Origin of the sequence: Ornithinimicrobium sp. (assembly GCF_035267225.1) — a bacterium.
In the GTDB taxonomy this organism is placed as follows: Bacteria; Actinomycetota; Actinomycetes; order Actinomycetales; family Dermatophilaceae; genus Ornithinicoccus.
In genome coordinates, this window is the sequence record NZ_DATFMA010000122.1 from 1 (window position 1) to 25996 (window position 25996).

The window sequence follows — 25996 nt, forward strand, 5'->3', positions numbered from 1 at the left end:
CTCGGCACGCATCGACGCGGTCTTCCCCCGCCCCGACGGTGGCTTCACGGTGGTCGACTGGAAGACCGGCCGACCGGGCACGGACAGCGAACAGCGCCACCGTCGCCTCCAGCTGGCCGTGTACCGGCTGGCCTATGCCCGCTGGTCCGGTATCGACCTCGACCGGGTGGACGCCGCCTTCTTCTACGCCGGCACCGGGCAGACCGTTCGCCCGCTGCTCCCGGACCTTCGAGAGCTCGAGACCCAGCTTGATACGGCGCTGGCCGGTCTCGACGGCGTCGGCGAGCGCTGAGGTGACGAGCAGGAGCGGGTCCAGCCGCAACCCACCGAGGCTCGAGTGCGGCTGCCGCCGGTCCGGCCCCCAGGATCAGCTGCGGGGCTTGCCGGCCGAGTCCGACGGGGTCTGGTCGGGCCGCACCGTCGGCAGGATCTCGGTCTGGTCGTGCTCCTGCCACGGGGAGTCATCGGCGTCCGGTTCATCAGGGGGGTCGTCGGCATCGTGCACGTCGGACGGGTCCTCCTCGACGTCTCCACCCACCCGGACGAACTGGCTCTCGCCGGCCTCCACTTCGACGGCGTCCTGTGGGGCGTCGTCGTCCTCGTCCTCGTCGACACCAGCAACGGTGACGTCCTCCTGGGCCCCACCCGAGACGGTGGGCTCCTCGGCCGCTTCCGTCGGCTGGGGCTCCGGCGACGCCGAGGGTTCCACGGCGGTCACCGTCGCGGCACTGCCGGCCGATGTCTGCGGCACCAGTGAGCTGTCGGCGGAGGTCAGCCGATCCAGCTTGCGCAGCTCGTCGACGCGGCTGCGCACCACGTCATCGGCGCCGCTCGCCGACGCGTGGGCGAGCCCGGCGATGAGCCGCATCTCGGCGGCGAGTCGGGCCCGGTTCAGCAGGTACGCATCCGGCCGGCTGGAGCGTGCCAGGGAGTAGCTCTCGAGGACCGAGTCCAACGCCGGCGGTGTCAGCTGGTCGGCGAGGGTGGAGAAGTCCTGAGCCGGGTCGGTGACACTGGCGTTGTCCCAGTGCGTGAGCGCCACCACCCGACCGGTCGCGGCGTCGTCGTCCGAGAAGGCGACGAGGAACGCCCAGCCGTCCAGTGATCCGTGGACGGCGGTGGCAGCGAAGCTCCATAGGGCCGGCGCGTCCAACGCCTGCTCCCACCGCGCCAGCAGACCGGTGGGCACCAGGCCGGTGGCCGCGGCACGGTCCAGCTCGGCAACGCACCGCTCGCGGTGGGCCTCGGCGTCGAACGACGGGACCTCGTGCTCCTCGAACAGCTCGACGGGGATGTTGTGTACCGCCGCGACGGCTCGGCCTACCGCGCTGGCCAGACCGGGCCCGCCGGGAACGCGGTGCAGGTTCAGGGCTGACCCCTCGACGTGGGGGTATACCGCGGCCCGGCCCATGTTGCGGCCCAGCGACGCGAAGCCGGCCGCGGCGGGCACCTTGAAGGGCAGGTGCTTGCCCAGCTGACCGACCAGGGCCTCGTTGCGCTCGAGCTCGGCGCCTGCCGCAGCGGTCAGCGGCACACGGACGACCCAGGTGCGGCCCGTCTCGTCCTCGATGATGGCGCTCTGGTGCGAGGGGGGCTCGGCGTGCGTGCCGCGACGGACCTCCTGGACGGTGGCCGGACGCATCCCCGGCACCGCCGCGCAGGCGATGGCCGCCAGGGCCAGGTCACTACGTGTCACGCAGCCACCGTATGACGACGCAGCCGGCATTCGGTGCAGGCGAGGCCGGGCGTCGGCTGCCCACCGTCGAGGCCGCGTGGGACGCCCACGGCAGCGGCCTACAGTGGGGGCGTGAGCGTGGTCGACGAGACGTTGCTGGACCTGGCGCTGGCCCGGGGGACCCTGGACCGCGACGGGCTTGACCGGCGACACCACGATCCGCTGCGCTACGCCCTCGCCCAGTCCTCGACGCGGGTCTACGACCTCGTGGACGGCAAGATGCGCACCTGCCGCGTCGACGGGCAGATGCGGCTCGTGCCCCGGTCCTCCGACGTGGCCGACACGGGCAGGCTCGCGCTCTACCTGGGGCGCGATGGCGAGCGCGAGCACGTCGCCGTCGTGCGCTCGTCGAGCGAGGCCGACCGACCGGAAAGCGCCGCCAAGGGGTGGCGGACCCTGCGCGAGGCGGGGGCCCAGCTGGGTGACACCGACGCCGGGGTCCTGACCACCGCCTTGGCTCTGGCCAACTGGCACGAACGGCACCCGAACTGCCCGCGGTGCGGCAGCCCCACCTCATGCGCCCAGGGTGGCTGGGTGAGGGTCTGCGCTCAGGACGGCTCCGAGCACCACCCACGGACCGACATGGCCATCATCGTGGCCGTGACCGACGACGAGGAGCGGCTCCTGTTGGCCCGAGGGCCGCACTGGCCGCAGGGCCGGCTGTCCGTGCTCGCGGGGTTCGTCGAGGCGGGGGAGTCCCTGGAGTCGGCCGTGTCCAGGGAGGTCGCCGAGGAGGTGGGTGTCCCCGTGCGTAACGTGACCTACCGCGGCAACCAGCCGTGGCCCTTCCCGGCCTCGCTCATGATCGGGTTCACGGCCACGGCCTTCCAGACCGACCTGACCCTGGACCCGCAGGAGATCGCCGAGGCGCACTGGTTCGCGCGGGGCGAGCTGGCCTATGCGGTGCGCTGCGGTGTCGTGGCCCTGCCGCCACGGGTCTCGATCGCGCGTCGACTGATCGAGAGCTGGTACGGCCGCGAGATCGAACAACCCGAGGAGCTGAGCGGAGCCTTCCGCGGGTACGAGAGCTCGTGAGCGCTCCGCTCTCCCCGGACGCGCTGCTGGAGACACTGGACTCCGAGCAACGTGAGGTTGCCGCTGCGCCGCGGGGGCCGATGGTCGTGCTGGCCGGAGCCGGCACCGGCAAGACCCGAGCGATCACGCATCGCATCGCCTACGGAGTGGGCTCCGGCGAGCTGAGCCCCCAACGCGTCCTGGCCCTCACCTTCACCGCCCGCGCCGCCGGCGAGATGCGCACGCGGCTCCGGGGTCTGGGGGTGAGTGCCGTCCAGGCGCGGACCTTTCACGCCGCTGCTCTGCGCCAGCTGCAGTTCTTCTGGCCCCAGGCGGTGGGCGGCCCGGCTCCCCAGGTCCTGGCCCAGAAGGCACCCGTGGTGGCCGAGGCCGCCGGCCGCTTGCGACTTCGGCTGGAGCGGACCGAGCTGCGCGACGTTGCGGCTGAGATCGAGTGGGCCAAGGTCGGCATGGTCACCCCCGAGCGCTACCCCGACCTCGCCCGCCAGGAGTCGCGCTCACCCGCCGGGCTGGACGGCACCGCGATGGCCCGGCTGATGCAGACGTACGCCGAGGTGACCGACGAGCGCAACGTGATCGACTTCGAGGACGTGCTGCTGCTGACCGTGGGCATCCTGGCCGAACAGGAGCCCATCGCCGCAGCCGTGCGCCAGCAGTACCGCCACTTCGTCGTGGACGAGTACCAGGACGTGAACCCACTGCAGCACCGGCTCCTCGACCTGTGGGTGGGCGAGCGCAGGGATGTGTGCGTGGTGGGTGACCCCGCGCAGACCATCTACTCCTTCACCGGTGCCACGCCGGAATACCTGCTCAACTTCCGGGAGCGCTTCGCCGACGCCTCGAGGGTCTCCCTGGTGCGCAACTACCGCAGCTCACCTGAGGTGATCCGGCTCGCCAACGTGATGCTCAGCGCGCTCGCCCCGGTCGGCTCCGGCGCGACTCCGGCGATCAGCCTGCGGTCGCAGCAGCCACCGGGTCCCGCTCCCCGCTTGACGGCCTACCCCGACGACGAGGCAGAGGCTCAGGGGGTCGCGGAGCGCATCGCGGGGCTTCTCGCCTCGGGTTCGGCGCCAGGACGCGTCGCGGTGCTGTACCGGACCAACGCCCAGTCCGCCTTGGTCGAGTCGGCGCTGTCCGCGGCGGACGTGCCCTACCTGGTGCGCGGCGCCGAGCGGTTCTTCGCCCGGGCAGAGGTGCGTCAGGCGATGGTGCTGCTACGCGGAGCCGTGCGCAGTGACTCGCTCGACTCGGCCCTGGCCACGCGGGTGCGCGACGTGCTGTCCTCGCTGGGTCACACTACGCAGCCGCCGGCCGCCGGCGCTGCCCGCGAGCGGTGGGAGTCGTTGCAGGCCCTCGTGCATCTGGCCGAAGACATGCAGCCGCCGGGGCGGTCGCAGGAGCGGCCGGAGGACGGTACGGAGGTCAGCATGTCCGAGCTGGTCAACGAGCTGGACCGCCGGGCCGGTGACCAACACCCCCCGGCCGTCGACGGCGTGACCCTGGCTTCGCTGCACGCGGCCAAGGGTCTGGAGTGGGAGCACGTGTTCCTCATCGGATGCAGCGAAGGGCTGTTGCCGATCACCATGGCGGACGGGCCGCAGCGGGTGGCTGAGGAGCAGCGGTTGCTCTACGTCGGGATCACCCGCGCCCGGTCCGGGCTGCATCTGAGCTGGGCGGGCAGCCGCAGCGCCGGGGGACGGGCGCACCGCAAGGTCAGCCGTTTCCTGCTCCCGGCGGCCGAGCTTCTGGGGCTCTCGAGCCCCACCGGCCGGCGAAGCGCCTCGGCTGCTCCACGGCGACCCCGCGCCGGTCGGACGTGCCGGACGTGCGGGGCCGACCTGGACACCGCCGCCGAACGCAAGATCGGGCGATGCTCAGCCTGTCCCGCGACCTACGACGAGGCCCTTTTCGAACGGTTGCGCCGGTGGCGTGCCGAGACCGCCAGGAAGACCTCCGTGCCCGCGTTCGTGGTGTTCACCGACGCCACCCTCATCGCGATCGCCGAGCAGGCACCGGCGCAGCGGGAGGCGCTGGCCCGGATCTCCGGTGTCGGTACTCGCAAGCTCGAGCTGTACGGCGATGACGTCATCGACATCCTGGCGAGCCGCTAAGCCGCGGGGAGCGGCGGCGAGGCGGGCCCGTGTGTGCGGGGCGTGGAAGCGAGAGCGGTCCGGGTGGGCCTGCAGAAAAGGCGTTGCGCGCGCTGGGTGCTGAGCGTAACGTCATCAGGGTTCCACGAGGGCTAACGCTCGTGGGTGCCCGCATCGAGAGGAGGCCGCGACATGGTCAGCACGCAGACCCACGTCGGACGCGCGCTCGCGTCCTGCGCTACCGCGGCCCGTCCTCGTCTCCGGACGGGCGCCCCGAGCACAGGAGTCGGCGAGGCGCGTTCGTCCCGGGGCTCCGTCCCCACAGGTGCCCCCGGCGCACCGCTACGAGCGCAGGAGCGACCGACCTAGGTCCACCCTGACTCTCCTCGGCCGCGGAGCGCCTGTCCTCACCGACATCGCCGCCCGCGGCCTTCTTCGAGGCCGCGACCGTCCTCGAAAGGAACGCCGTGTCCTCCCCGACTCCGTTTCCGTGCCAGCAGCATCCACCGGATCTGTGGTTTGCCGAGCACCCCTGCGACGTGGAGACCGCCAAAACGTTGTGCACACCGTGTCCGGTCAAGGCCGCGTGTCTGTCTCAGGCTCTGCAGCGCGCCGAGCCGTGGGGCGTGTGGGGCGGCGAGCTCGTGCTCGACGGCACCGTGAGGGCCCGCAAACGCGGCCGAGGGCGGCCCCGCAAGGACGAGCGGGCGGCGTGAGCCCCGCGATTCGGCCCAGCCTAGGGGGGTTCGGCTGGCTGGTGGTGTCGGCAGGCGGGGTGCCGGGCCCAGCGCCGGGCGAGCACTCGGGGCCAGGGCAGCGAGACCTCCCAGGCCACCCCCTCGGGCGCTGCGCCGCCGTCGAGGAAGGCGTGGAGCACCATCGCGCACAGCCCGGCGGTCACGCCGGACAGCAGTGGGTCGATGTCGACGGGGGTGCGCGGCTGCTGCAGCGCGTCGTCCACCTGCGCCACCAGCGCAGGCCAGGCGTGGTCGCGGTCTCGGCGATAGTGGTGCAGACATCTCAGGCACGGACCGGCCCGACCATCGACCAGCGGGCCGACCACCACCCGATGCGCTTGGACGACGACGGGTAGGTGCGGGGTGTCGGCGGGACCGGCGATGATGTGCCGGGCGCCCACGACCTCGCCGATGACCAGCACTGCGACATCGGCCGTCGCGGGGTCCTCGACGAGGCCGGTCAACCAGGAGCTCCCGGCGAGCCCGGCCAGATGCTCGCGCACGGCCTGCGCCGCCCGGCCCACCCCGAGCACGCACACCCGGCCCGCACCGACTCGTCCGCGGGAGTCCCCGCTGCGCCCCCCACCGTCGTCTCTCGGTCCCCCCTCAGGGTGGTGCTCATCCACCAGACGGTGCCGGCGCAGGTGCCGCACCAGCTCTGCTGCCCGCGCCTCGGTGACGCCCCACGGCACGGCGCTGCCGAGCAGGGCACCGGCCTCGTTGTGCACCGACCTCGACGTCCTGGCCGGTTCCAGGGTGAGCAGCCAGCCGACCTCGGCCTCGTCCAGCCCGTCCAGCACGACCCCGCAGGCCGGGTCCAGACCGAACTGCACCTGCCCTGGACCGCGGCGGAAGGGTCGCGCGTGAGCAGCCAGGCGCACGCGGCGGCTCGGGAGGTCTTGCTGAGGGCGCGGCATGGGGGCAGCGTGCCAGTCGACCGTCCGCCGACTCGGGCGTTGTCCACAGGGCGCGCGCCGTGGGGCAGGGGCGTGAAAACGCCTCACCGGCCGCCCGGGCAGCCGATGAGGCGGTGGAGAGAACGCAGGCTCAGGCGTTGGCGGCCTTGCCCAGGATGCGGTTCAGGTTGGTCCCGCAGACCGGGCACGTCCCCTTCGCCATCCGCCGGCCGTTGGTCTCGACCACCCGGCCCTCGGCTTCCCGCTTCGCTTTGCACTTCACGCAGTAGAACTCGCCCTGGTAGGTCTCGGTGCCTTCTGCCATGTTGTCCTCCATGTCGTGATCGAGCATGTCGTGGTCGAGAGTGCGATGGTCGAGCGCCTTCGCACACGGGAGTCGTCGGGGTCTGCGGGTCGGTCTCACCCTAGACGACTTCGGGTCGCAGCGAGACTCGCGTCGTGAGCGTCCCTCAGGTCGGGTCGGAGTCACTGAGCAGCTTGTCCAGCTCCTCGTCCATCGTGCGCTGGTGCTGGTCCCCGGAACCGCCGGCACGTTCGACGTAGCCGAGGATGTCGTCGAGGTCGGCGGCGTCGGGCGCGAGATCCGGGTGGGCCCAGGCGCCGTCGCGCGCGGCCGGGCCATGGGCGTCCTCCAGGGCGGCCCACAGGTTGGCCGCGTCCCGCAGCCGCCGCGGTCGCAGCTCGAGCCCGACGAGCGAGGCGAAGACCTTCTCCGCCGGTCCGCCGGTGGCACGCCGCCGGCGCACCGCCTCGGAGAGAGCGGGGACCTGCGGAAGGTGTCCGGCGCAGGCTCGCTCCGAGACCAGGTCGACCCACCCTTCGACCAGGGCCAGGAAGGTCTCCAGCCGCGTCAGGGCCACCTTCTGCGCCGGGCTGGGCTCGGGGGTGAACAACGAGCCTGAGAGCGCCTCCTGCATTGCGGCCGGATCGCTGGGGTCGACGGAACGGACGGCAGCCTCGATGGCCTCGGTGTCGATGCGAATGTCCCGGGCATACTCCTGCACGGCGGTGAGCAGCTGGGGCCCCAGCCAGCCCACCTCGGCGAAGAGCCGCACCCGGGCCGCCTCCCGGACGGCCAGGTAGAGGTGCACCTCACCGGCGTCGACCTCCAGCCCCTCGGCGAACTCCGCCACGTTGGCGGGCAGGAGAGCCACCGTCTCGGCAGGCAGCAACGGCAGCCCGACCTCGGTGCCGCTGACGATCTCGCCGGCCAGAGTGCCCACGGCCTGCCCCACCTGCGCCCCGAACATCGCCGAGCTCATCCGCTGCATCATCGGCTCCATCTGCGACATCAGCTGGGAGGGGTTCATCCCTGGTGGCATCCCGGGGATCTGCAGGGTCTCCGCCTCGCCGAGCTCGCCCATCTGCTGTTGCATGGCGCTGGTCATCGCCGCGCGCACCCCCTCGGCGACAGGGGCGGTCAGGGTGCGCCAGACCGGCAGCGTCTGCTCGACCCACTCCGACCTGCTCAAGGCTGCGGCGCCGCCGGAGGGAGGAGCGAAGTCGGTCACCGCGTCCAGCCACAGGGTGGCCACCTGGACGACCTGGTCGACGTCAGCGGCATTGCGGGCCGACAGCGAGGTGTCTCCGGCCTGGGCGACGACGGCACGCGCGGTGTCCCGGCTGAGGTCGGCGTTGACCGGGCCCTCGTCGGTGCTGCTCATCATGGCGTGGATCTGCGCCTGCATCTGCCGCATCATGGCCGGGTCCATCTTGTCCAGGCCCATGGACTGCAGGGCCTCACGCATCTCGGGCGGCACCTGTCCGCCGAACAGGGCGGAGAGGGGATCCTCGTCCCCGGGCTCCTGGGGGGTGTCCTGGTCGGATGTCACGTCTGCTCGTCCTTTCGCTGGTCGCCGCCGTCCGGCGCGTCCCGAGGTGGTGCCCGGCTCTGGGCGGCTGACAAGATGGCCTTCTTCCAGAAAACCACAAGGAGGGGCTCGTGAGTTCCCAGCCCAGCCCAATGCGCTCTCGGCGTAGTCTCGGACCGCAACGTGTCGCGGTCACCCGCGCCACCTCGGCGGTGGGCAGCGTGCTGGTGCGGGAGCTCGCGACGGCGGGGGACCGCGTCGTCGGCCTCGACACCCGCGCGGGCACTCAGGGAGACGTGGACTGGAGGCTCACCGACATCACCTCACCCTCGGTGGTCACGGCCCTGAGCGACGTGGACGTCGTGGTGCACCTGGGCGACGAGGCCAACCTCGCCGCCGCCCTCGATGAGCAGCCGGCGCTGCGGCGCTCGCGCTTGATCCGCGAGGTGCAGACGGTGACGACCGCGGCGGCGGCCTCGGGGGTCGAGCACCTCATCGTGATCACCAGCGCCATGGTCTACGGCGCCCGCGAGGACAACCCCGTGCCGCTACAGGAGGACTCGGCGCTGCGGGCCGGGGACACCGAGGGCATCGTGGCGGACCTCGTCGAGGTGGAGCAGCTGCTCGAGAAGGCGCGTTCGGTGCATCCGGGCCTACGGATCACCTCGGTGCGTCCGGCGGCTCTCGTGGGCCCCGGACTCGACACCATGGTCTCGCGCCATTTCGAGGCGCCACGGCTGCTGACGCTGCGGGGGCGTGAGCCCGCTTGGCAGTTCTGCCACGTCGAGGACCTGGCCACCGGGGTCTCCATCGTGGCCAAGGAGGAGCTGCCGGCCCAGGTCGCGGTGGCCTCGTGGGGTCACCTCAGCCAGGCCGAGGTGGAGGAGATCTCGGGGATGCGCAGCGTGGAGATGTCTCCCTCGGCTGCGCACAGCGCCGCCGAGCGCCTGCACCGCGTGGGTGTGGTGCCGCTGCCCTCGAGTGACCTGGCGTACGTCTCCTACCCCTGGGTGGTGGCACCCGAGAGCCTGGCCGTCCACGGGTGGTACCCGGCCTACGACAACTCCACCGCGCTGAGCATCCTGCTGGCCGAGATCTCCGGCCACCATGCGGTGATGGCTCGCCGCGTGGAGCGTCGGGAGGCGGCCATCGGTGCAGCCGGCGCGGTCAGCGCCGCGGTGGCGGTAGCCGCCACGGCCGCCCTGATGCGGCGCCACCGCAAGCGAGGGTGAGCCCCTCTCCTCGCGGTGACGGTTCCCAGGATCGTCACAAGGTTCGTGGGCCATGATGAAGCGGTGAGCTCGTCGCGCCAAGACACCTGGGTGGGTCTGCAGTCCGAGGCGCTGTCGGTGGATGCAGCCCTCGAGCTGGTCGCCCACCCGCGGGCCGGCGGCATCGCGGTCTTCGTCGGGACGGTCCGCGAACACGACGGAGGTCGAGGCGGTGTGCTGCGCCTCGACTACTCGGCGCACCCCGAGGCCGAACGCGTCCTGCAGCAGGTCGCCGACGAGGTGGCGGGTCAGCCGGGCGTCTGTGGGGTCGTGGCTTGGCACCGCACCGGCCAGCTGGGGATCGGCGAGCGGGCGGTGGTCTGCGTGGTCTCGGCCGAACATCGTGCCGAAGCCTTCGACGGCGCCCGGCAGCTGATCGAGCAGTGCAAGGCGCGGGTGCCGATCTGGAAGAGACAGCACTTCGACTCGGGGGACCCGGTCTGGATCGGCCTGGCCTAGATGACCCAACCCCTGTTCCCCCCCGCGCATACCGGCATCTCACGGCGAGCCGCCCTCGTTCTGGTGAGCGTCGTCGTGGCGGTGGCTGTGGTGGCCGTGCTCAACCTCGTCCACGTCGAGAAGGTCATCTACCGCCCCGGCCCGGCCTACGACACCCTCGGTGAGATCGACGGTACTGCGATCGTCGAGGTCGAGGGGCTGCCGACGTACCCCACCTCCGGAACCCTCGACTTCACCACCATCACGCTGAACGGCGGTCCACGCTTCCCGGTGAGCGCGTGGGAGTGGATGACGGCGTCCCTGGACCCCAGCTCCAGTGTTGCCGACGAGCACGAGGTCTTTCCGGACAACGTCACTGCCTCCGAGGTGCGGGAACAGAACCTCGAGCTGATGACCGGGTCCCAGCAGCAGGCAGCAGTGGTGGCGCTGCGCGCGATCGGTGAGAAGGTCCCGGAGGAGGTCAAGGTCGCCCAGGTGCTGAAGGACGCGCCGGCGGACGGTGTGCTGAAGGTCAACGACCGCATCATGGCCGTCGGCGACACCAGCATCCGGACCCCGGACGACCTGAGGGCGGTCCTGCAGGAGGTCGAGCCGGGCGGGGCGGCGGACTTCACCATCGAACGGGACGGTGAGCAGCAGCGGCTCGAGGTGCCGACGACCCGTCGGACCAGCACCGAGGAGGACGGCACCGAGGTCAGCCGCACCATCATCGGGATCTATCCCGCCTCCGACTTCGACCTTCCCTACGACGTGAGCATCAACGCCGGCAAGGTGGGAGGGCCCTCGGCAGGGCTGATGTTCACGCTCGCGGTGTACGACACCATCACCCCCGGAGAGCTCACCGGTGGGCGGGACTTCGCCGGTACGGGCACGATCAGCTCCGACGGTGAGATCGGGCCGATCGGAGGCATACAGCAGAAGATGATCGCTGCCGACCGTGCCGGCGCCGACTACTTCCTCGCCCCCTCGGGCAACTGTGGCGAGGTCGCGGGCCACGTCCCCGAGGGGCTGAAGGTGGCAGGGGTCGCGACCTTCGACGAGGCCCGTGAGGTGGTCGAGGCGGTGGGGAAGGACCCCGACGCCCCTTTGCCGGCCTGCTAGTCGTCCTGGAGGGTGCTGAACAGCGCGTGCACCAGTCCGGGCGCGAGGTCCGCCCCGACGGCCACCGCATCGTCGCTGTCGTGCTCGCGCTGACGGAGCAGGCAGATCGAGGATCCCGTCCGCTCCACCGCCACCAGCAGCCGGACGTCCCGCCGGCCCGGGTGGCCAGACAGCGCTTCGGTCGCCGCGTCGGGATCGGAGGGCAGGTCACGCTCGGCTTCCGGCGGCACCACCATCCGCTCCAGCGCGAGGGCGACACCGGCCACCTCGGCCGGCCAGGCCACCCGCGCCAGCACGGACTCGACGTTCGTGGAGGTCGGCAGACCATCCTGCTCGACCGAGGTGAAACCCTCGGGGTCGGCGCTCGCCAGCTGCTCGCTCATCGAGGGCTCTCGCTCGGCCAGCAGCGCGGTGGGCACGAGGGCGAACATCCGCATCGGCTGGTCCCATCCCCCTCGCGCCACGTGCCGTTCGGTGTCCGCCGCCGCGTCGCGCAGCGCCGAGCTCCTGTCGTGGTTCGCAGGTGCGGCGCCAGGTCGGGAGGATGGGGAAGGCACGCCTGAGTGTCTCACCTCTCCGACACCATCGGCCTCTTCTCGGTCGCCACCCCACAACCTGTCAGGAACGTCGGTTACGTTAGGCGCACGCGCTCGTGCTGGCCGACGTCGGCAACTGGCGAGCAGTCCACCGGCACAGGAGCAGGTCACTAGTGAGCCAGACGGAGGGGCCCGAGCCCCACGACGACGAGGGCCCCAACAGCCCCGAGTCCGGTCAGGAGCGCCCGGGTCCCAACGGGGGCGCCGGCCCGACGGGCCCGAGTTCGATGCCCGGTCCGACGGGCGCCCCGCGCGCCGGAGGGCCGCCTCCGTCCGGGCCGCGTCGGCCCGGCGGTCGACCTGGCGGGGGTCGACTCGGTCCGACCATCGCGGTGGTTGTCGTGGTGCTGGCGGTGGTCACCTGGCTGGCCCAGCTCTGGACCGAGTTCCTCTGGTTCGACGCCCTGGGCTACCGCTCGGTGCTCACGACCCGTCTGGGTATGCAGGTGGGTCTGTTCCTTCTCGCCGGTGCGGTCACCGGCTTGGCGCTGTGGTCGTCTCTGGCCATCGCCTACCGGCAGCGACCGATCTATGCTCCGAGCAGTCCCGAGCAGGCCAACCTCGACCGCTACCGGGCGGCCCTGGAGCCGGTCCGCAAGTGGGTCTTCGTCGGCGTCCCCATCGGTCTGGGCGCCTTCACCGGAGCGGCCGCGATGGCGCAGTGGGAGACAGTGCTGCTCTGGCTGAACCGCCAGCCGTTCGGAGTCGAGGACGCTCAGTTCAGCATCGACGTGGGCTTCTACGTGTTCACCCTGCCGTTCCTGGATGCACTGGTGAGCTTCGCCACCCTGGTGCTCGGCCTGGCTCTGCTCGGTGCACTCATGACGCACTACATCTACGGCGGGATACAGCTGCAGGCTCCCGGAGACCGGACCACCCCGGCCGCGCGGGTCCACCTCGCGCTGCTGTTCGCTGGTCTGATCGCCGTGCGGGGCGTCGCCTACTGGCTGGAGCGCTACCAGCTCACCACGGCGGAGCACCAGCGCATCACCGGCCTGACCTACACCGACGTGAACGCGGTGCTGCCGACCCGAGGCGTGCTCGCGATCGCGGCGGTGCTGTGTGCGGCGCTGTTCATCAGCACCATCTGGACCCGCACGTGGCGGATCCCGATCATCGGCCTCGTGGGCCTGGTCGTCGTGGCCCTGCTGGTCGGTGGCGCCTACCCGGCGCTGATCCAGTCGCTGCGGGTGAGGCCCTCGGAGGCTCAGCTCGAGGAGCCGTTCATCCAGAAGAACATCGACGCCACCCTGGAGGCCTACGGCCTGGAGGACGCCGAGTTCACTGCCTACAACGCGGAGACCGAGGCGACCCAGGGGCAGCTGCGCAGCGACGCCGACACGATCCCCGGCATCCGCATCGTGGACCCGACCGTCGTCTCCCCGACGTTCCGGCAGCTGCAGGGCGTGCGCAGCTACTACCAGTTCCCCGAAGCGCTGGACGTCGACCGCTACGAGGTGGACGGCGAAACCGTGGACACGGTCATCGCGCTGCGCGAGATGCGTCTGGAGGGGGTCGACGACGCTCAGCGCAACTGGGTCAACGACCACACCGTCTACACCCACGGCTTCGGCGCGGTCGCTGCCTTCGGCAACCAGCGCACCGAGACCGGTGAGCCGATCTTCTACGAGCGCAACATCCCACCGGTCGGCGACCTCGGCGAGTACCAGCCGCGGATCTACTACGGGGAGTACTCACCGGACTACTCCATCGTGGGCGCTCCCGAAGGCACCACGCCGCAGGAGCTGGACCGCCCGGACAGCGACAGCGAGTCCGGCGAGGTCCGGAACACCTACGAGGGCAACGGTGGCGTGCCGGTCGGCAATGTCGCCAAGCAGCTCGCCTACGCCATCAAGTACCGCCAGGCCGAGATCCTGCTCTCCGAGAACGTCAACTCCGAGTCTCGGATCATGCACGACCGCCAGCCGCGCGAGCGGGTGGAGCGCGTGGCCCCCTGGCTGCGCCTGGACGGCAACCCCTACCCCGCCGTCGTCGACGGACGCATCAAGTGGATCGTCGACGGATACACCACCTCGGACCGCTACCCGTACTCCGAGCTCAAGGGCCTGGAGACTGCCACGGCCGACTCCCTGGTGACCCAGGCGGGCAACGTGCAGGCGATCGGCGGGGGTCAGGTCAACTACATCCGCAACTCGGTCAAGGCCACCGTGGACGCTTACAACGGAGACGTAGAGCTCTACGCGTGGGAGGAGGACGACCCCCTGCTCAAGGCCTGGTCCCAGGCCTTCGACAACACGGTCTCGCCCATGGACGACATCGACGGCGAGCTGATGTCGCACCTGCGCTACCCGGAGGACCTGTTCAAGGTTCAGCGCGACGTCATGACCCAGTACCACGTGCAGGACGGTGGTGCCTTCTTCGGTGGGCAGGACTTCTGGCGGATCTCCGAGGACCCGAGCATCGAGGACCAGGAGGTCGACCAGCCCCCCTACTACCTCAGCATCGCGATGCCCGGGCAGGACGAGGCCACGTTCTCGCTGACCACCAACTTCATCCCGGAGGGCTCGGACCGCCAGAACCTCGTCGGCTACATGGCCGTCGACGCGGATGCCGGCGGCAAGAACGGTGAGCGACGCAAGGGGTACGGCCAGGTGCGGGTGCTCGAGCTTCCCCGGGACAGCACGGTCAACGGCCCAGGGCAGTTCCAGAACGAGATCTCCAGCTCGAACGAGACCTCGGAGGCGTTCACCCAGACGCTGTCGCAGTTCCTGAACCTGAACCGGCAGCAAGGGTCAGACGTGGAGATCGGCAACCTGCTGACCCTGCCGGTCGGCGGCGGCCTGCTCTACGTCGAGCCGGTCTACGTCCAGGCGTCCGGCGGTTCCTCCTACCCGTTGCAGCGTCTGGTCGTGGTGGCGTTCGGCGACGACCTCGCCTGGTCCGACACCCTCGACGGCGCGCTGGACGAGCTTTTCGGTGGTGACTCCGGGGCCACCGCTGCCGACGAGGGCAGCGGGTCCGAAGAGCCGATCGACCCCGGCGGCGACTCCGGCGGCGGTGGCGACTCCGGCGGTGGTGGCGACTCCGGCGGTGGTGGCGACTCCGACAACCAGACCGCCTCGCCGACGCAGCAGAGCGGCGGCGGCGGTGGCAACCAGGGCGACCTGGACGCGGCCCTGGCTGATATCGAGGAGGCCTATGCCGACGGCCAGGAGGCGCTGAGCAACAACGACCTGGCGGCCTACGCGGAGGCGCAGAAGCGCCTGGACGAGGCCATCCAGCGTGCGGTCAACGCTGCTCCGGAGGGTGGCTCGGCCTCAGTGGACGGGGACAACGCACAGGGCACCCAGGAGCCCTGACCGCCATCACGGGTTGGCGGCTGGAGGGCCGACGGCGAGATTTGGTGCGCCGTCGGCCCTGGCCTAGACTCAAGGCACCAACGCGGGGTGGAGCAGTTCGGTAGCTCGCCGGGCTCATAACCCGGAGGTCGCGGGTTCAAATCCCGCCCCCGCTACCACCAGAAGCACGAGCAAGCCCCGGTCCTGAACAGGACCGGGGCTTCTTCGCGCGGCAACCACTTTCCATCGTGCGCTCGCGATCCTGGGTGCACTGCCCTCGGGTAGTCTCGCCGGATGGCGCAGCCCAGGGTGGCCACGGGCCCCGTTCACGACCTGCCGAGTGACCTGTGCGCGGCTCTGGCCGGCGACGAGGACACCCTGGAGGCCTGGAACGACATCACCCCCCTGGCGCGGAACGAGTTCATCTGTTGGGTCACCTCGGCCAAGCAGGAGGCCACACGGCAGCGACGAGTCGTGCGCACCCGCGAGGAGCTGCTGGAGGGCAAGCGGCGACCCTGCTGCTGGCCCGGGTGCACGCACCGGGAGCGGACCGGAGTGGCGCCTGACACCTCGCGCAGCGCACGGTGACCACGGGCGCAGGCGACCCCGCTACCGAATCCAGGTCGGGTAATGTCGGTTGGCCTGGTCCTCCACGGCGAGGCTCAACGGACCCGTCCCTCCCAACAGGGTGAAGCGCGCCGGGGAAAGCCGGTCGAGCTCACCCATGACCTCATCAGGGATGCGCTCGGAGCCCGACAGCAGCAGGGGCTGCCGCAGCGATCCGGCCAGGGCGGCACCGGTCAGGGCATCCGCGTAGGCACGGCCGGAAGCGAGGAAGGCACCGGGCTGCTCTGCGCCGAACCGGCGCGCGACCGCGACCGCGGTGCCGTAGCGGTTGTCCCCGTCGAGGCGTGCATCAGCTCCGATGCGGTCGTACACCTCCGAGGAGACCGCGTTCGGGCCCCCGAGCACCACCGTGCGCGCCGGGTTCAGGACGTCGAGTGCCTCCCTGGTGGCGGGATCGACCCGGTCGGGGCGGGTGAGCAGTACCGGCGCTCCCTCCTGGGCTGCCAAGGCTCCGCCGGTCAGTGCGTCGGCGAGCGAACCGTCCTCGCCACTGGCGACATAGACGGTGTCGGTGTCCGCGGGAAAACGCTCGGCCAGCAGGGCCGAGACGGCATACCGGCTTCGCCCACCGACTCGCAGGACCGGGTCCGCATACCGGCCCAGCTCATCGCGCACGGCCTCGCTGACGACGCCGGTGCCTCCCACGATGACGATGCGTTCCAGAGACAGGCTCTCCAGGGCTGCTCGGGTGGGGGCAGGCAGGCTGTCGCGCCCCGTCAGCAACAGCGGGGCCGGTGCCCACGCGCGACCGCGCCAGCGGTCGGGGACCACTCCGGCACCTGCGGCCGCGGCCGCTGAGGCCGCGTCAGGGAAGGCGTTGCCGTTCACGATGTAGACGGTGCTCACCGTGTTGCGGAAACGGGGCACCAGCTCGGCGGCGGTCCCGTACCGGTTGCCCCCGGCCTCGCGCTCCACCACGGGAGCTCGCGGCGGCCCGCAGTCGCATTCCTCCTCGACCGTGCAGGCGAGAGTGTTGACGGGGCGAACGGGAGGCGTCCAGCTACGGGTCGTCGCGGCTGCACCTCCCCCACCCTTGGCGTGCAGGGTCGGCGAGGCGGTGGTGACCATGGCGCTCTGGGCAGCCGCCCGGTGCGCATCCGCGGCGTCCGTCGCCGGCCACCCACCCAGCGACAGCGTCGCGAGAAGCAGAGCGACGACAAGCACCCGTCGTCTCGCGGCGCCCGGGACACCGGCCCCCCTCAGAATCACTGCAGACCCCCTCGATGCCCTCCGGGCGTACCGACCCGGAGGAGCTGACCACTCTTCCCCGCCTCCAGTGTCACACGAGCCGGAGCGGGCACACCGGTCCGGACCAGGGTGAGCGGGCTGCGGTCGGGGTCCGTAAGGTGTCGCGCATGAGCGATCAGCCCACCAGGAGACCGCGCGTCATCATCATCGGATCAGGCTTCGGGGGTCTGTTCGCGGCCCAGGCCCTGGCCGACGAGCCGGTCGAGGTCACCGTGATCGCGAAGACCAGCCACCATCTCTTCCAACCGCTGCTGTACCAGGTCGCCACGGGGATCCTGTCCCCGGGCGAGGTCGCTCCGGCGACCCGCGAGATCCTGGCTGCGCACCAGAACACCGAGGTGGTGCTGGGCACGGTCAGGAGCATCGACGTCGGGTCCCGCACCGTGTCCGTGTCGATCCTGGGTCTGCAGTACGACTACGACTACGACTACCTGATCGTGGCCGCGGGGTCGGTGACGTCGTTCTTCGGCAACGACCACTTCGCGCATGACGCCCCCGGCATGAAGAACATCGACGACGCGCTGGAGCTGCGCGGCCGGATCTACGGCGCCTTCGAGCTGGCGGAGATCTCCGCCGCTCGGGGCGAGGACGAGGACGCCGCTCGCCTGATGACCTTCGTCGTGGTCGGCGCCGGCCCCACAGGCGTGGAGATGGCCGGGCAGCTCGTGGAGCTGTCGAAACGCACCCTGGAGCGCGAGTTCCGTCACATCGCTCCGCAGGACGCGAGGATCGTCCTGATGGACGGCGGCGACTGCGTCCTGAGCTCGTTCCACCCCTCACTGCAGGCCAAGGCCCAGGCCGAGCTGGAGGAGATGGGAGTCGAGGTACGCCTCGGGGCGATGGTCAACGAGGTCGACGAGCTGGGCCTCGACTACCGGGGCCCCGACGGCGAGAACCACCGGATCGAGGCCGTCACCAAGGTCTGGGCGGCCGGGGTCACTGCCAGCCCGCTGGCCGCGCTGCTCGCCGAGCAGGTCGGGCTGGAGGTCGACCGGGGCGGCAGGTTGCCGGTCAACGACGACCTCACGCTGGCCGGGCATCCCGAGGTCTTCGCGGTCGGTGACATGGTGGCGCACGACGAGGTGCCCGGAGTGGCGCAGGGCGCCATCCAGTCGGCCCGACACGCGGCCGCTCAGATCGCCCGGGCGGTGGAGGGAAAGCCCGAGAGCCGACCCTTCACCTACTTCGACAAGGGCAACATGGCCACCATCGCGCGGTTCCGGGCCATCGCCGAGGTCGGGTCGGTACGGGTCACCGGCTTCACTGCCTGGACGATGTGGCTGGTGGTGCACCTCTTCTACATCATCGGCTTCAAGTCCCAGGTGACGACCCTGCTGCACTGGGCGGTGACCTTCGTCGGCCGTGACCGTGCTCAGCGCACCATCACCGAGCAGCAGGTCTTCGGTCGCCTCGCGATGGAGCAGGACGACCGGCGGCTTCCCGAGGCCATGGGCCGCATCATGCGGCCCATGGGAGCGGCCAGGCGACCTGTAGCGGACGAGACGGTCGACGAGCCCGCCGACCAGGGATAGGACATGACCGACCCCTATCCCGTGGTGCGGCACACGCTGGACAACGGCTTGACGGTCCTCGTCAGTGAGGACCACCTGGTCCCCGAGGTGAGCATCAACATCGGGGTGAGTGTGGGTTCGCGGCACGAGGAACCTGGGCAGACCGGGCTGGCGCACCTCTTCGAACACCTCATGTTCGAGGGGTCGCAGCAGGTCGCCGACGGTGAGCACTTCGCGCTGATGATGAGCCACGGAGGCCGGTGCAACGCCACGACCTCGTTCGACCGGACGTGTTACTTCGACACGGTGCCACGCGGCGCCGCCGAGCTCGCGCTCTGGCTCGAGGCCGACCGTCATGCCCGGCTTCTGCCTGCCGTGACGCAAGCCAACGTGGACAACCAGCGAGACGTGGTCGTGGAGGAGAAGCGGCAGCGCTACGACAACCAGCCCTACGGCGACGCCCTGGCGGCCATGTGCGAGGCGGTCTTCCCCGAAGGCCATCCCTATCGGCACACCCCCATCGGCTCCATGCAGGACCTGCAGGCCGCTTCGCTGGAGACGGTCCGAGCCTTCTATGAGCGCCACTACGACCCCTCCCACACGGTGCTGACCATGGTCGGCGACCTCACCCCCTCCGAGGGGGTGGACTGGGCGCAGCGCTACTTCGCGACGGGGTCGGCACCGACCGACCATCGTGAGCGGCCGCCGGGGACGTCGCCGCTGCCGCCGTTGTCGAAGCCCAGCCGGCGGCCCATGACCGGGGCGGTGCCCACGGACCGCCTCTACGTGTGCTTCCGGCTGCCCGAGATCACCTCGCCGGACTACCTGGCTTGCGCCATGGCCCTGGACCTGTTGGCCGGCATGTCCTCCTCCGCCGTGCACCGCTCCCTGGTGCGGGAGCGGGAGGTCGTCATCGACTGCGGCGCCGCGGCTCTGGGCCTGGTCAGCGGCACTTCTCTGGCCTACGTGGTGCTGGACGTCGAAGCATCCTCCAGTCTGGAGGAGGTCGAGGACGCCCTGTGCGCCGAGCTCGCGCGGCTGGCCGAGACGCCTCCGCGCGAGGACCTGCTCGCCGCCGCCCAGGCGGGGGCCGAACGCTCATGGCTGGAGGCGCTGGCCTCGGCGGAGGAACGTGCCGACATCATCGGGCGGGCGATGCTCACGCACCAGGACCCCGACTACCTCAACACCCACCTGGCCCGCGTCCGCTCGCTCGACCCTGCTCGGATCGCTGAGGTAGCCGGCCGCCACCTGCGACCGGAGTCGCGTGCGGTGCTGGCCTATCGGCGTGCGGGGGCCGCCGCGTGAGCTCGAGCAGCCTCCAGCCGACGGCGAGGGAGCCGGGCCCGCTCCCACCGCGACCGGAGGTCTTGCCGGCTCGGCCGTGGAGCCTGCCCGCTCATGGTCGGCATCCTCTCGACGGCGGCGCCGACCTGGTCACCCTCGACCTGCCCGGTCAGCACGTCCTGTCGCTCCGTGTCGGCCTGCCGGCGCCGCTGGCGGCCGAGCCGCGTGAGCTGGAGGGCGTGGCGTGGATGGTCACCCGAGGCTTGGACGAGGGCACCTCCCGGTACAGCGCTCAGGAGCTCGCGGAGGTCATCGAGAGTCACGGGATCGCTCTTGGCGCTGGGATCGGCGAGCAGGGCCTCGTCATCGAGATGGAAGTGACAGCCGCGCACTTCCGCGCCGCGGTCGGGCTCCTGGCGCACTGCCTCACCGAGGCGAGCTATCCCGACGCGGTCGTGGCTCGGCTGCAGCGGGCTCGGCTCAGTGAGATCGACCACGCGCGGGCGGATGCGGCAGCGCGCGGGGGGATGGAGTTCGCCCGTGCCTACTTCCATCCCGAAGACCGCGCCAGCCGTCTCGCCGGTGGCGAGCCGGAGAGCGTCGCGAGGATCGGGTCGCAGGACGTGCGCGGCTACTACGCCTCCGTGATGCAGCCGCGGAATGCGGTACTGGTGCTGGCCGGGGACCTGGCGGGTCTGGACAGCGACCCCGTCGGCGTCGTGGGGGAGGGGCTCGCCGGATGGACCGCCCGGCCCAGCTCCGTTGCTGCGGCATCGGAGCGCTCGGAGGTTCCGGTGTCGGGCGCACGAGGTGAGGACGCCGCCGCGACCGTCCTGGTGGACCGCCCCGGCTCGGCGCAGAGCTTCTTGTACCTGGGGCGCCCCGGCCCGACCCGCCGAACCCCCCACGGGTGGGGCGCCTACCAGGTCCTGGCCTTCTTGTTGGGAGGTTCGCCGCAGTCCCGGATCGACGCCGTGCTGCGCGAGGAGCGTGGCTACACCTACGGCATGCGAGCCGGGTTCCGTCCCCGGCGAGACGGCGGTGTGTGTCACGTGTCGGGGTCGGTGCGGGCCGAGGCCACAGCCGAGGCCTTGGCCGCGTTGCGCGAGGTGCTCGACGTGAGCGGTGAGGGACTGAGCGAGCAGGAGGTGCGCCACGCCGCCGACTTCGTGGCCAAGACCGCCCCGGGCCGCTACAGCACAGCCGACTCCGTGGCCAACGAGCTGGTCCGCCTGGCTCTGGACGACCTGGGCCCCGAGTTCGTCACCGGCACGGTCGAGACCTCTCGGACCCTGACTCGGCAGGCCGCAGCCGCGGCCTGGGACGAGGTGGCCGGTGGGCCGGGATGGACGACGGTCGTCGTCGGCGACGCCGAACGTCATCTCACCGCGCTGGAACGGCTGGGTCCGGTCCGGGTGGTGCCGACCTCCTAGCCCTGCCCGAGCAACGCGTCCAGCGCGGGCTCGTGCAGCAGCCCGTTGCTCGAGACCGCGCCCACGCCGAACGGGCCGTCCACCCCGTCGAGGTCGCTGAACCTGCCCCCGGCCTCGGTGACGATCGGCGCCAGGGCCGCCATGTCGTGTAGGGCCAGTGAGGGGTCCACGCCGATGTCCACGGCGCCTTCGGCGACCAGGCAGTGCGTCCAGAAGTCCCCGTACCCCCTGGTGCGCCAGCACGCGCGGGCCAGATCCAGGAATCCGGAGCGTTGCCGGTGGCGCCACCACTTGTCCAGTGCGGCGTGAGAGAGGGAGGCGTGCTCGACCCGTGAGGTGTCCGAGACCCAGATCTGTCGAGCCTGGCTCAGGCTCCGGCCGGTCCACGCGCCCGACCCGGCGGCGGCCCACCAGCGGCGTTGCAGTGCCGGGGCCGCCACCAGTCCCAGGACCGGCTCGTCCTGTACCACCAGGGCGATCAACGAGGCCCAGATCGGGACGCCACGGATGTAGTTGGTGGTGCCGTCGATCGGGTCGATGATCCACCGTCGGTCACCGTGGCCGGTGGTGGGCAGCTCTTCACCCTGGACCACGTCCCGGGGCCTGGACCGGGCCAGCTGAGACCGCATCGCCTGCTCGACGTGCTCGTCGGCCTGGGTCACCAGGGACCCGTCGGATTTGGCCGCGACCTCGAGCTCGGCGGAGTGGAACATCTGCATGGTGTAGCGCTCCACGGTGTCCCCCAACACATGGGCCAGGCGCAGATCGTCCGCGAAGTTGTCCACGCGCACACGGTAGCCGCTGGCGACAGGGGCTCCGCCGCAGGACGGTCCCGGGGTCAGTCGCCGGTCCGGCTGCGCAGCAGGCGTCGTAGCGAGTCGAGCCGGGCGCGGCCATGCGCTCCGGCCTGTCCGGACTCGACGAAGCCGTCCAAGGCGCAGTCGGGTTCGTCGTGGCTGCAACCACGGGGGCAACCTGCCGCCCCGGGAGCCAGGTCGGCGAAGTGATGAACGAAGGTTGTGGGGTCGATGTGACCCAGTCCGAACGAGCGCACACCCGGCGTGTCCACCACCCAACCGCCGTGGCCCAGCGGCAACGCCACGGCGCTGGTCGAGGTGTGCCGCCCACGGCCGGTGACGTCGTTCACGACGCCCGTGGCCCGCTCTGCGGAGGGAACCAGCGCGTTCACCAGGGTCGACTTGCCGACGCCGGAATGCCCCACCAACACGGTGACCTCCCCCCGCAGGCGGTCGCGTAGCGCGGCCAGGCCAACCGGGTCGCCGGAGTCACCGGAGTCACCGGGGTCACCGGGATGAGATCCTGCGGCCAGCGCCACCGAAGGTACCGAGAGGTCGGCGTACTGCTCCGTCAGCCGGCCGGGGTCTGCCAGGTCCGCCTTGGTCAGGACCAGGAGTGGCTGCAGGCCTGCGTCGTACGCGGCCACCAGGCACCGGTCGACCATGCGGGGTCGTGGCTCCGGATCGGCCAGGGCCGTCACGATGGCCAGCTGGCTGGCCCCGGCCACGATGACCCGCTCCACCCGGTCCGTGTCGTCGGCACTGCGGCGCAGGACGGTCCGGCGCTCCTGCACCCGCACGATGCGGGCCAGGGAGTCGGAGCCGCCGCTGGTGTCCCCCACCATTGCCACCTGGTCGCCCACCACGATGCGCCGCCGACCCACCTCTCGCGCGCGCATGGCCACCACAGGCCGGCCGTGGATGTCCACGGTGTAACGCCCTCGGTCGACGGCCGTGACCATCCCGACCTCGGCGTCGGCGTGTGCGGGCCGGTCCTTGGTGCGGGGTCGTGAGCTGCGCCGACCCGGCCGCTCTCGGACCTGGTCCTCGTAGTGCTCGTACCGACCGGTCACGGCGAGGCCGCCCCTGCGCCCAGCAGCCGGGACCAGACGGCCGGGAAGTCGGGGAACGTCTTGCCCGTGGTCGCCACGTCTTCCACCAGCACTCCCGGCACCCCGGCGCCCAGCACCGCGGCGGCCATGGCCATCCGGTGGTCGTGGTAGGTCCGCAGTACCGCGCCGTGCAGGGGGGCGGGCTCAATCAGCAAGGCGTCTCTGGTGGCCTGCACCTGTCCGCCCATCCGGGACAGCTCAGCCCGCAGCGCTTCGAGCCGGTCGGTCTCGTGCCCGCGGAGGTGGCCCACGCCGTGCAGCCGCGAAGCGGTCGAGGCCTGTGCCGCGAGCGCAGCGACGACCGGAGTCAGCTCGCCGACGTCGTGCAGGTCGATGTCGACCCCCTGCAGCTCTCCGGGCGGGGGCCCGGTGAGCTCGAGCCCATCGCTGGTCAGCCGGGAGCGGGCGCCCATGGCGGTCAGGATGGATCGCATGGCGTCACCGGCCTGGGTGGTGGACCGCGGCCATCCGGCGACCGTGATGCGGCCCGAGGTGAGCGCGGCCAAAGCCAGGAAGGGAGCCGCCGAGGACAGGTCCGGCTCGATGTCGATCTCGATCGCCCGCACCGGGCCCGGCTCCACTCGCCAGACGCCGGGGGCGGTCTCGCCCGCCTCCACTCCGGACCTCGCCAAAGCCTGCAGGGTCATCTCGATATGGGGCCTGCTCGGCAGCGATGAGCCCACGTGACGCAGGGTGACCCCCCGCTCGAACCGGGCGCCGGCCAGCAGCAGAGCGGAGACGAACTGGGAGCTCGCAGAGGCGTCGATGTCGACCTCGCCCCCTCGTACGGTCCCGCTGCCGTATACCGTGAACGGTAGATGGGTGGGCTGTCCCTCCGCGGGGGAGCCCACATGCACCCCGAGCTCAGCGAGCGCGTCGAGCAACGGACGGATGGGGCGGCTGCGTGCTTCTGCGTCCCCGTCGAAGGTCGTCGCTCCCCGGGCCATTGCCGCGACGGGGGGCAGGAACCGCATCACCGTGCCGGCCAGCCCGGCGTCGATCCGGCTCGCAGGCGCCATGGGTTCCGGGGGCTGGACGTGCCACTCGGCATCGCCGGCCTCCGCGGTGAACCGGGCGCCCAGCTGGCTCAGTGCCGCGCGCATGAGCGTACTGTCGCGAGAGACCAGCGGCCGACGCAGGATGCTCTCGCCCTGGGCCAGGGCCGCCAGCACCAGGTGCCGGTTGGTCATGGACTTGCTGCCCGGCACCCGGACCGTCCCTCCGGCCGGGCCCCGCGCGTGCGGGGCAGCCCAGGGTGTTGTGGACGGGTGAGCGCGGTGGTCGCGCCCACGCTGCTCGGGTTCGTCAGCGCCAGCGGTGGCCATGGCACCTTTCGGACGGGGAAGTGCGGACGCCACTACGGTAGTGCGTCGAGGAAGGCGCCGACCTCGTTCACGAGGGCAGGCAGGTCGCGGCTGGGGCCGTGGTCGCCGGGGTATCCGCGTACCCGCAGGCCGAGCTGGTCGGGACAGGGACGGGACCGTTGATGCTCGAGGGCCGCGCCGACGGCACGGGTGAGGGCGGTGGGCCCGCCGAAGCGGTCGCGCTCGCCCTGCATCACCAAGGTGGGGATGCCCTCCCGGAGGGGGGCGAGGAGCTCGTCGGTGCGCGGTGCGGGTGAGCGCCCGCCGCGCGGGGGCGGGGCCAGCGGGAACGCGATCAGGCACAGTGCCTCGGCGTGGCCCCGGAGACGACACGCGACCCGGGCTCCCGCGCTCCGCCCACCCAGCACCCACGGACGCGGGGCACACCTCAGACGACCCACCAGCCCGAGCATCTGCTCGGTGGCCTCGTCCAGGCGAGACGGCGCCACGGCGATCCGGCGACCCGCGACCCGCCACGGCTGCTCCAGCAGGGCCACGGCCCAGCCGTGCTGCGTGAGGGCGGTCAAGGCAGCGAGGTCCGCCGCGTCGACCCCGCCGCCGGCACCGTGGCCCAGCAGCACCGTGCCGCGAGGCCTCGACCCCGGACTGCTTGCCGCTGTCGCGCCGGCCGGGCCGGGGGAGAAGCAGTGCAGCCGAGCGAGGCCCTGGCTGGTCGGTACGTCGCGGACGATCGCATCGCTCACGGTGAGCCGATGACCTCCCCGCTCTGCGGGTCGAGGACCCCGACCAGGTCGGACGACGGAAGGGGTTCGATCAACGCGGAGCTGTTGTTGGACACGGCGTTGACGGCGGTGCTGACCGGCCAGGCGGTGAACCGGCCGGGCGCGGGGGCACCGAGCAGACCGTCGATGTGGTCGGCGTCCTCGAGTCCGGGGTCCAGCCAGTCACGCCAACGGTCCTCATCGAGCACGACGGGCTGGCGGCTGTGGATGCGGTCCAACCCGGCCTCCGCCGCGGTGGTGACGATCGCGAAGGTGACCAACCACGCCGGCGCGGGGCTGCGCTCGGTCGACGTACCGTGCAGATGCGACGGTGCCTCGTCGCTCGGGACCTTCCAGAACTCGTAGACGCCTGCCAGGGCCAACGGGGTGTCGTCGGAGCGGGTCAGGAAGAAGGGCTGCTTTCGTGGCTTGCCGTTGCGTCCCGTCGCCACCGGCGAGGCCTGCCACTCGTACCATCCGGTGGCCGGGACCAGGCAGCGGCGCGAACGGGCTGCCTTGGCGAAGGCAGGTTTGCTGAGCAGGGTCTCGGCGCGGGCGTTGATCATGCGCACACTGCCAGTGGTGTCGGTGCTCCACGGCGGGACGAGTCCCCAGCTCAGCAGCCGCAGCTGTCGCGACTCACCGCGGTCCGCGCGTGCCGGCCGCTGGACGACGACCGGAGCGGCCTTCGAGGGCGCGACGTTGTAGTCCGGTCGGCCCGCGGGCGGTTCCTGTGGTGTTTTGAGCAGGGACCGCGTGGGGTCGCCACTGGCGTCCTGGTCCACCTCGAAGATCTCGATGAGCTCGTGGGGGTGGGCGCTCGCGGCGTACCGCCCGCACATCA

Annotated in this window: 23 protein-coding genes and 1 tRNA gene; 13 read left to right on the top strand and 11 right to left on the bottom strand. The window is 71.5% G+C overall.

Annotated features, from left to right (window positions below; translation table 11 throughout):
- Positions 1 to 292, top strand: a 292-nt coding sequence (locus VJ976_RS12230; protein WP_324100506.1) for a PD-(D/E)XK nuclease family protein, incomplete at its 5' end; no start/stop codon positions are given.
- A 75-nt stretch (positions 293 to 367) separates the two neighbouring features.
- On the opposite strand, the gene VJ976_RS12235 is transcribed toward VJ976_RS12230, so the two are convergent.
- Entirely contained in the window at positions 368 to 1696 is a 1329-nt protein-coding gene (locus tag VJ976_RS12235; RefSeq protein ID WP_324100507.1) for a phosphotransferase, read from the bottom strand.
- A gap of 111 nt (positions 1697 to 1807) precedes the next feature.
- Here VJ976_RS12235 and nudC point away from each other — a divergent pair, with 111 nt between their 5' ends.
- The 3 genes from nudC to VJ976_RS12250 all read left to right on the top strand — a co-directional run bounded on the left by nudC (position 1808) and on the right by VJ976_RS12250 (position 5576).
- Positions 1808 to 2770 (top strand): NAD(+) diphosphatase, encoded by a 963-nt coding sequence (gene nudC, locus VJ976_RS12240; protein WP_324100508.1) that lies wholly within the window; start codon positions 1808 to 1810, stop codon positions 2768 to 2770.
- Positions 2767 to 4881: an ATP-dependent DNA helicase UvrD2 gene (locus VJ976_RS12245; RefSeq protein WP_324100509.1), complete on the top strand. Its 2115-nt coding sequence runs from the start codon at positions 2767 to 2769 to the stop codon at positions 4879 to 4881. The genes nudC and VJ976_RS12245 overlap by 4 nt, the downstream gene beginning before the upstream one ends.
- A gap of 446 nt (positions 4882 to 5327) precedes the next feature.
- Positions 5328 to 5576 (top strand): WhiB family transcriptional regulator, encoded by a 249-nt coding sequence (locus tag VJ976_RS12250; RefSeq protein ID WP_324100510.1) that lies wholly within the window; start codon positions 5328 to 5330, stop codon positions 5574 to 5576.
- A 20-nt stretch (positions 5577 to 5596) separates the two neighbouring features.
- Here VJ976_RS12250 and VJ976_RS12255 read toward each other — a convergent pair whose 3' ends face one another.
- From VJ976_RS12255 to VJ976_RS12265, 3 genes are all read right to left on the bottom strand, one after another.
- Positions 5597 to 6514: a hypothetical protein gene (locus VJ976_RS12255; protein ID WP_324100511.1), complete on the bottom strand. Its 918-nt coding sequence runs from the start codon at positions 6512 to 6514 to the stop codon at positions 5597 to 5599.
- Between the two features lie 130 nt (positions 6515 to 6644).
- Positions 6645 to 6818 (bottom strand): DUF5679 domain-containing protein, encoded by a 174-nt coding sequence (locus tag VJ976_RS12260; protein ID WP_324100541.1) that lies wholly within the window; start codon positions 6816 to 6818, stop codon positions 6645 to 6647.
- A gap of 145 nt (positions 6819 to 6963) precedes the next feature.
- Entirely contained in the window at positions 6964 to 8346 is a 1383-nt protein-coding gene (locus VJ976_RS12265) for a zinc-dependent metalloprotease (RefSeq protein WP_324100512.1), read from the bottom strand.
- A gap of 110 nt (positions 8347 to 8456) precedes the next feature.
- On the opposite strand from VJ976_RS12265, the gene VJ976_RS12270 reads away from it, so the two are divergent.
- From VJ976_RS12270 to VJ976_RS12280, 3 genes are all read left to right on the top strand, one after another.
- The gene (locus VJ976_RS12270; protein WP_324100513.1) at positions 8457 to 9557 is read left to right on the top strand and encodes an NAD-dependent epimerase/dehydratase family protein; all 1101 of its coding nucleotides are present in this window, start codon (positions 8457 to 8459) and stop codon (positions 9555 to 9557) included.
- Positions 9558 to 9620: 63 nt separating this feature from the next.
- On the top strand, positions 9621 to 10055 hold the full coding sequence (locus VJ976_RS12275; protein ID WP_324100514.1) for a molybdenum cofactor biosynthesis protein MoaE: 435 nt from the start codon (positions 9621 to 9623) through the stop codon (positions 10053 to 10055).
- Complete coding sequence (locus VJ976_RS12280) at positions 10056 to 11156, top strand: YlbL family protein (protein WP_324100515.1); 1101 nt, start codon at positions 10056 to 10058, stop codon at positions 11154 to 11156.
- Here the strand turns inward: VJ976_RS12280 and VJ976_RS12285 are convergent.
- Complete coding sequence (locus tag VJ976_RS12285; RefSeq protein WP_324100516.1) at positions 11153 to 11713, bottom strand: PPA1309 family protein; 561 nt, start codon at positions 11711 to 11713, stop codon at positions 11153 to 11155. The two genes, VJ976_RS12280 and VJ976_RS12285, sit on opposite strands and share 4 nt — an antisense overlap.
- A 380-nt stretch (positions 11714 to 12093) precedes the next feature.
- Between VJ976_RS12285 and VJ976_RS12290 the strand changes: the two genes are divergently transcribed.
- The 3 genes from VJ976_RS12290 to VJ976_RS12300 all read left to right on the top strand — a co-directional run bounded on the left by VJ976_RS12290 (position 12094) and on the right by VJ976_RS12300 (position 15639).
- Entirely contained in the window at positions 12094 to 15072 is a 2979-nt protein-coding gene (locus VJ976_RS12290) for a UPF0182 family protein (protein ID WP_414693638.1), read from the top strand.
- 81 nt (positions 15073 to 15153) lie between these two features.
- Positions 15154 to 15230 (top strand) — tRNA-Met (locus tag VJ976_RS12295).
- Positions 15231 to 15345: 115 nt separating this feature from the next.
- Positions 15346 to 15639, top strand: coding sequence for a YdeI/OmpD-associated family protein (locus VJ976_RS12300; protein WP_324100517.1), 294 nt, complete (start codon positions 15346 to 15348; stop codon positions 15637 to 15639).
- A gap of 21 nt (positions 15640 to 15660) precedes the next feature.
- On the opposite strand, the gene VJ976_RS12305 is transcribed toward VJ976_RS12300, so the two are convergent.
- Positions 15661 to 16842, bottom strand: coding sequence for a cell wall-binding repeat-containing protein (locus tag VJ976_RS12305; protein WP_324100518.1), 1182 nt, complete (start codon positions 16840 to 16842; stop codon positions 15661 to 15663).
- A 191-nt stretch (positions 16843 to 17033) separates the two neighbouring features.
- Between VJ976_RS12305 and VJ976_RS12310 the strand changes: the two genes are divergently transcribed.
- From VJ976_RS12310 to VJ976_RS12320, 3 genes are all read left to right on the top strand, one after another.
- Positions 17034 to 18458, top strand: a complete 1425-nt coding sequence (locus VJ976_RS12310; protein ID WP_324100519.1) for an NAD(P)/FAD-dependent oxidoreductase — start codon at positions 17034 to 17036, stop codon at positions 18456 to 18458.
- 3 nt (positions 18459 to 18461) lie between these two features.
- Complete coding sequence (locus VJ976_RS12315) at positions 18462 to 19745, top strand: pitrilysin family protein (protein WP_324100520.1); 1284 nt, start codon at positions 18462 to 18464, stop codon at positions 19743 to 19745.
- Positions 19746 to 19807: 62 nt separating this feature from the next.
- Complete coding sequence (locus tag VJ976_RS12320; RefSeq protein WP_324100521.1) at positions 19808 to 21157, top strand: M16 family metallopeptidase; 1350 nt, start codon at positions 19808 to 19810, stop codon at positions 21155 to 21157.
- Here VJ976_RS12320 and VJ976_RS12325 read toward each other — a convergent pair.
- The 5 genes from VJ976_RS12325 to VJ976_RS12345 are packed head-to-tail and all read right to left on the bottom strand — an operon-like array spanning position 21154 to position 25994.
- The gene (locus VJ976_RS12325) at positions 21154 to 21942 is read right to left on the bottom strand and encodes an inositol monophosphatase family protein (protein ID WP_324100522.1); all 789 of its coding nucleotides are present in this window, start codon (positions 21940 to 21942) and stop codon (positions 21154 to 21156) included. The two genes, VJ976_RS12320 and VJ976_RS12325, sit on opposite strands and share 4 nt — an antisense overlap.
- 53 nt (positions 21943 to 21995) lie before the next feature.
- Positions 21996 to 23027 (bottom strand): ribosome small subunit-dependent GTPase A, encoded by a 1032-nt coding sequence (gene rsgA, locus VJ976_RS12330; RefSeq protein ID WP_324100523.1) that lies wholly within the window; start codon positions 23025 to 23027, stop codon positions 21996 to 21998.
- On the bottom strand, positions 23024 to 24391 hold the full coding sequence (gene aroA, locus VJ976_RS12335) for a 3-phosphoshikimate 1-carboxyvinyltransferase (protein WP_324100524.1): 1368 nt from the start codon (positions 24389 to 24391) through the stop codon (positions 23024 to 23026). The genes rsgA and aroA overlap by 4 nt, the downstream gene beginning before the upstream one ends.
- 32 nt (positions 24392 to 24423) lie before the next feature.
- Positions 24424 to 25134: an alpha/beta family hydrolase gene (locus tag VJ976_RS12340; protein WP_324100525.1), complete on the bottom strand. Its 711-nt coding sequence runs from the start codon at positions 25132 to 25134 to the stop codon at positions 24424 to 24426.
- Positions 25131 to 25994, bottom strand: coding sequence for an SOS response-associated peptidase (locus VJ976_RS12345; protein ID WP_324100526.1), 864 nt, complete (start codon positions 25992 to 25994; stop codon positions 25131 to 25133). Before VJ976_RS12345 ends, VJ976_RS12340 begins: the two co-directional genes overlap by 4 nt.
- Positions 25995 to 25996: the final 2 nt, after the last annotated feature.

Excerpts from the sequence above, each read along its gene's own strand:
- aroA (WP_324100524.1), bottom strand. The coding sequence starts at position 24,391 with ATGGCCACCGCTGGCGCTGACGAACCCGAGCAGCGTGGGCGCGACCAC.
- VJ976_RS12315 (WP_324100520.1), top strand. The coding sequence starts at position 18,462 with ATGACCGACCCCTATCCCGTGGTGCGGCACACGCTGGACAACGGCTTG.
- VJ976_RS12300 (WP_324100517.1), top strand. The coding sequence starts at position 15,346 with ATGGCGCAGCCCAGGGTGGCCACGGGCCCCGTTCACGACCTGCCGAGT.
- VJ976_RS12255 (WP_324100511.1), bottom strand. The coding sequence starts at position 6,514 with ATGCCGCGCCCTCAGCAAGACCTCCCGAGCCGCCGCGTGCGCCTGGCT.
- VJ976_RS12310 (WP_324100519.1), top strand. The coding sequence starts at position 17,034 with ATGAGCGATCAGCCCACCAGGAGACCGCGCGTCATCATCATCGGATCA.
- VJ976_RS12345 (WP_324100526.1), bottom strand. The coding sequence starts at position 25,994 with ATGTGCGGGCGGTACGCCGCGAGCGCCCACCCCCACGAGCTCATCGAG.
- VJ976_RS12260 (WP_324100541.1), bottom strand. The coding sequence starts at position 6,818 with ATGGCAGAAGGCACCGAGACCTACCAGGGCGAGTTCTACTGCGTGAAG.
- VJ976_RS12280 (WP_324100515.1), top strand. The coding sequence starts at position 10,056 with ATGACCCAACCCCTGTTCCCCCCCGCGCATACCGGCATCTCACGGCGA.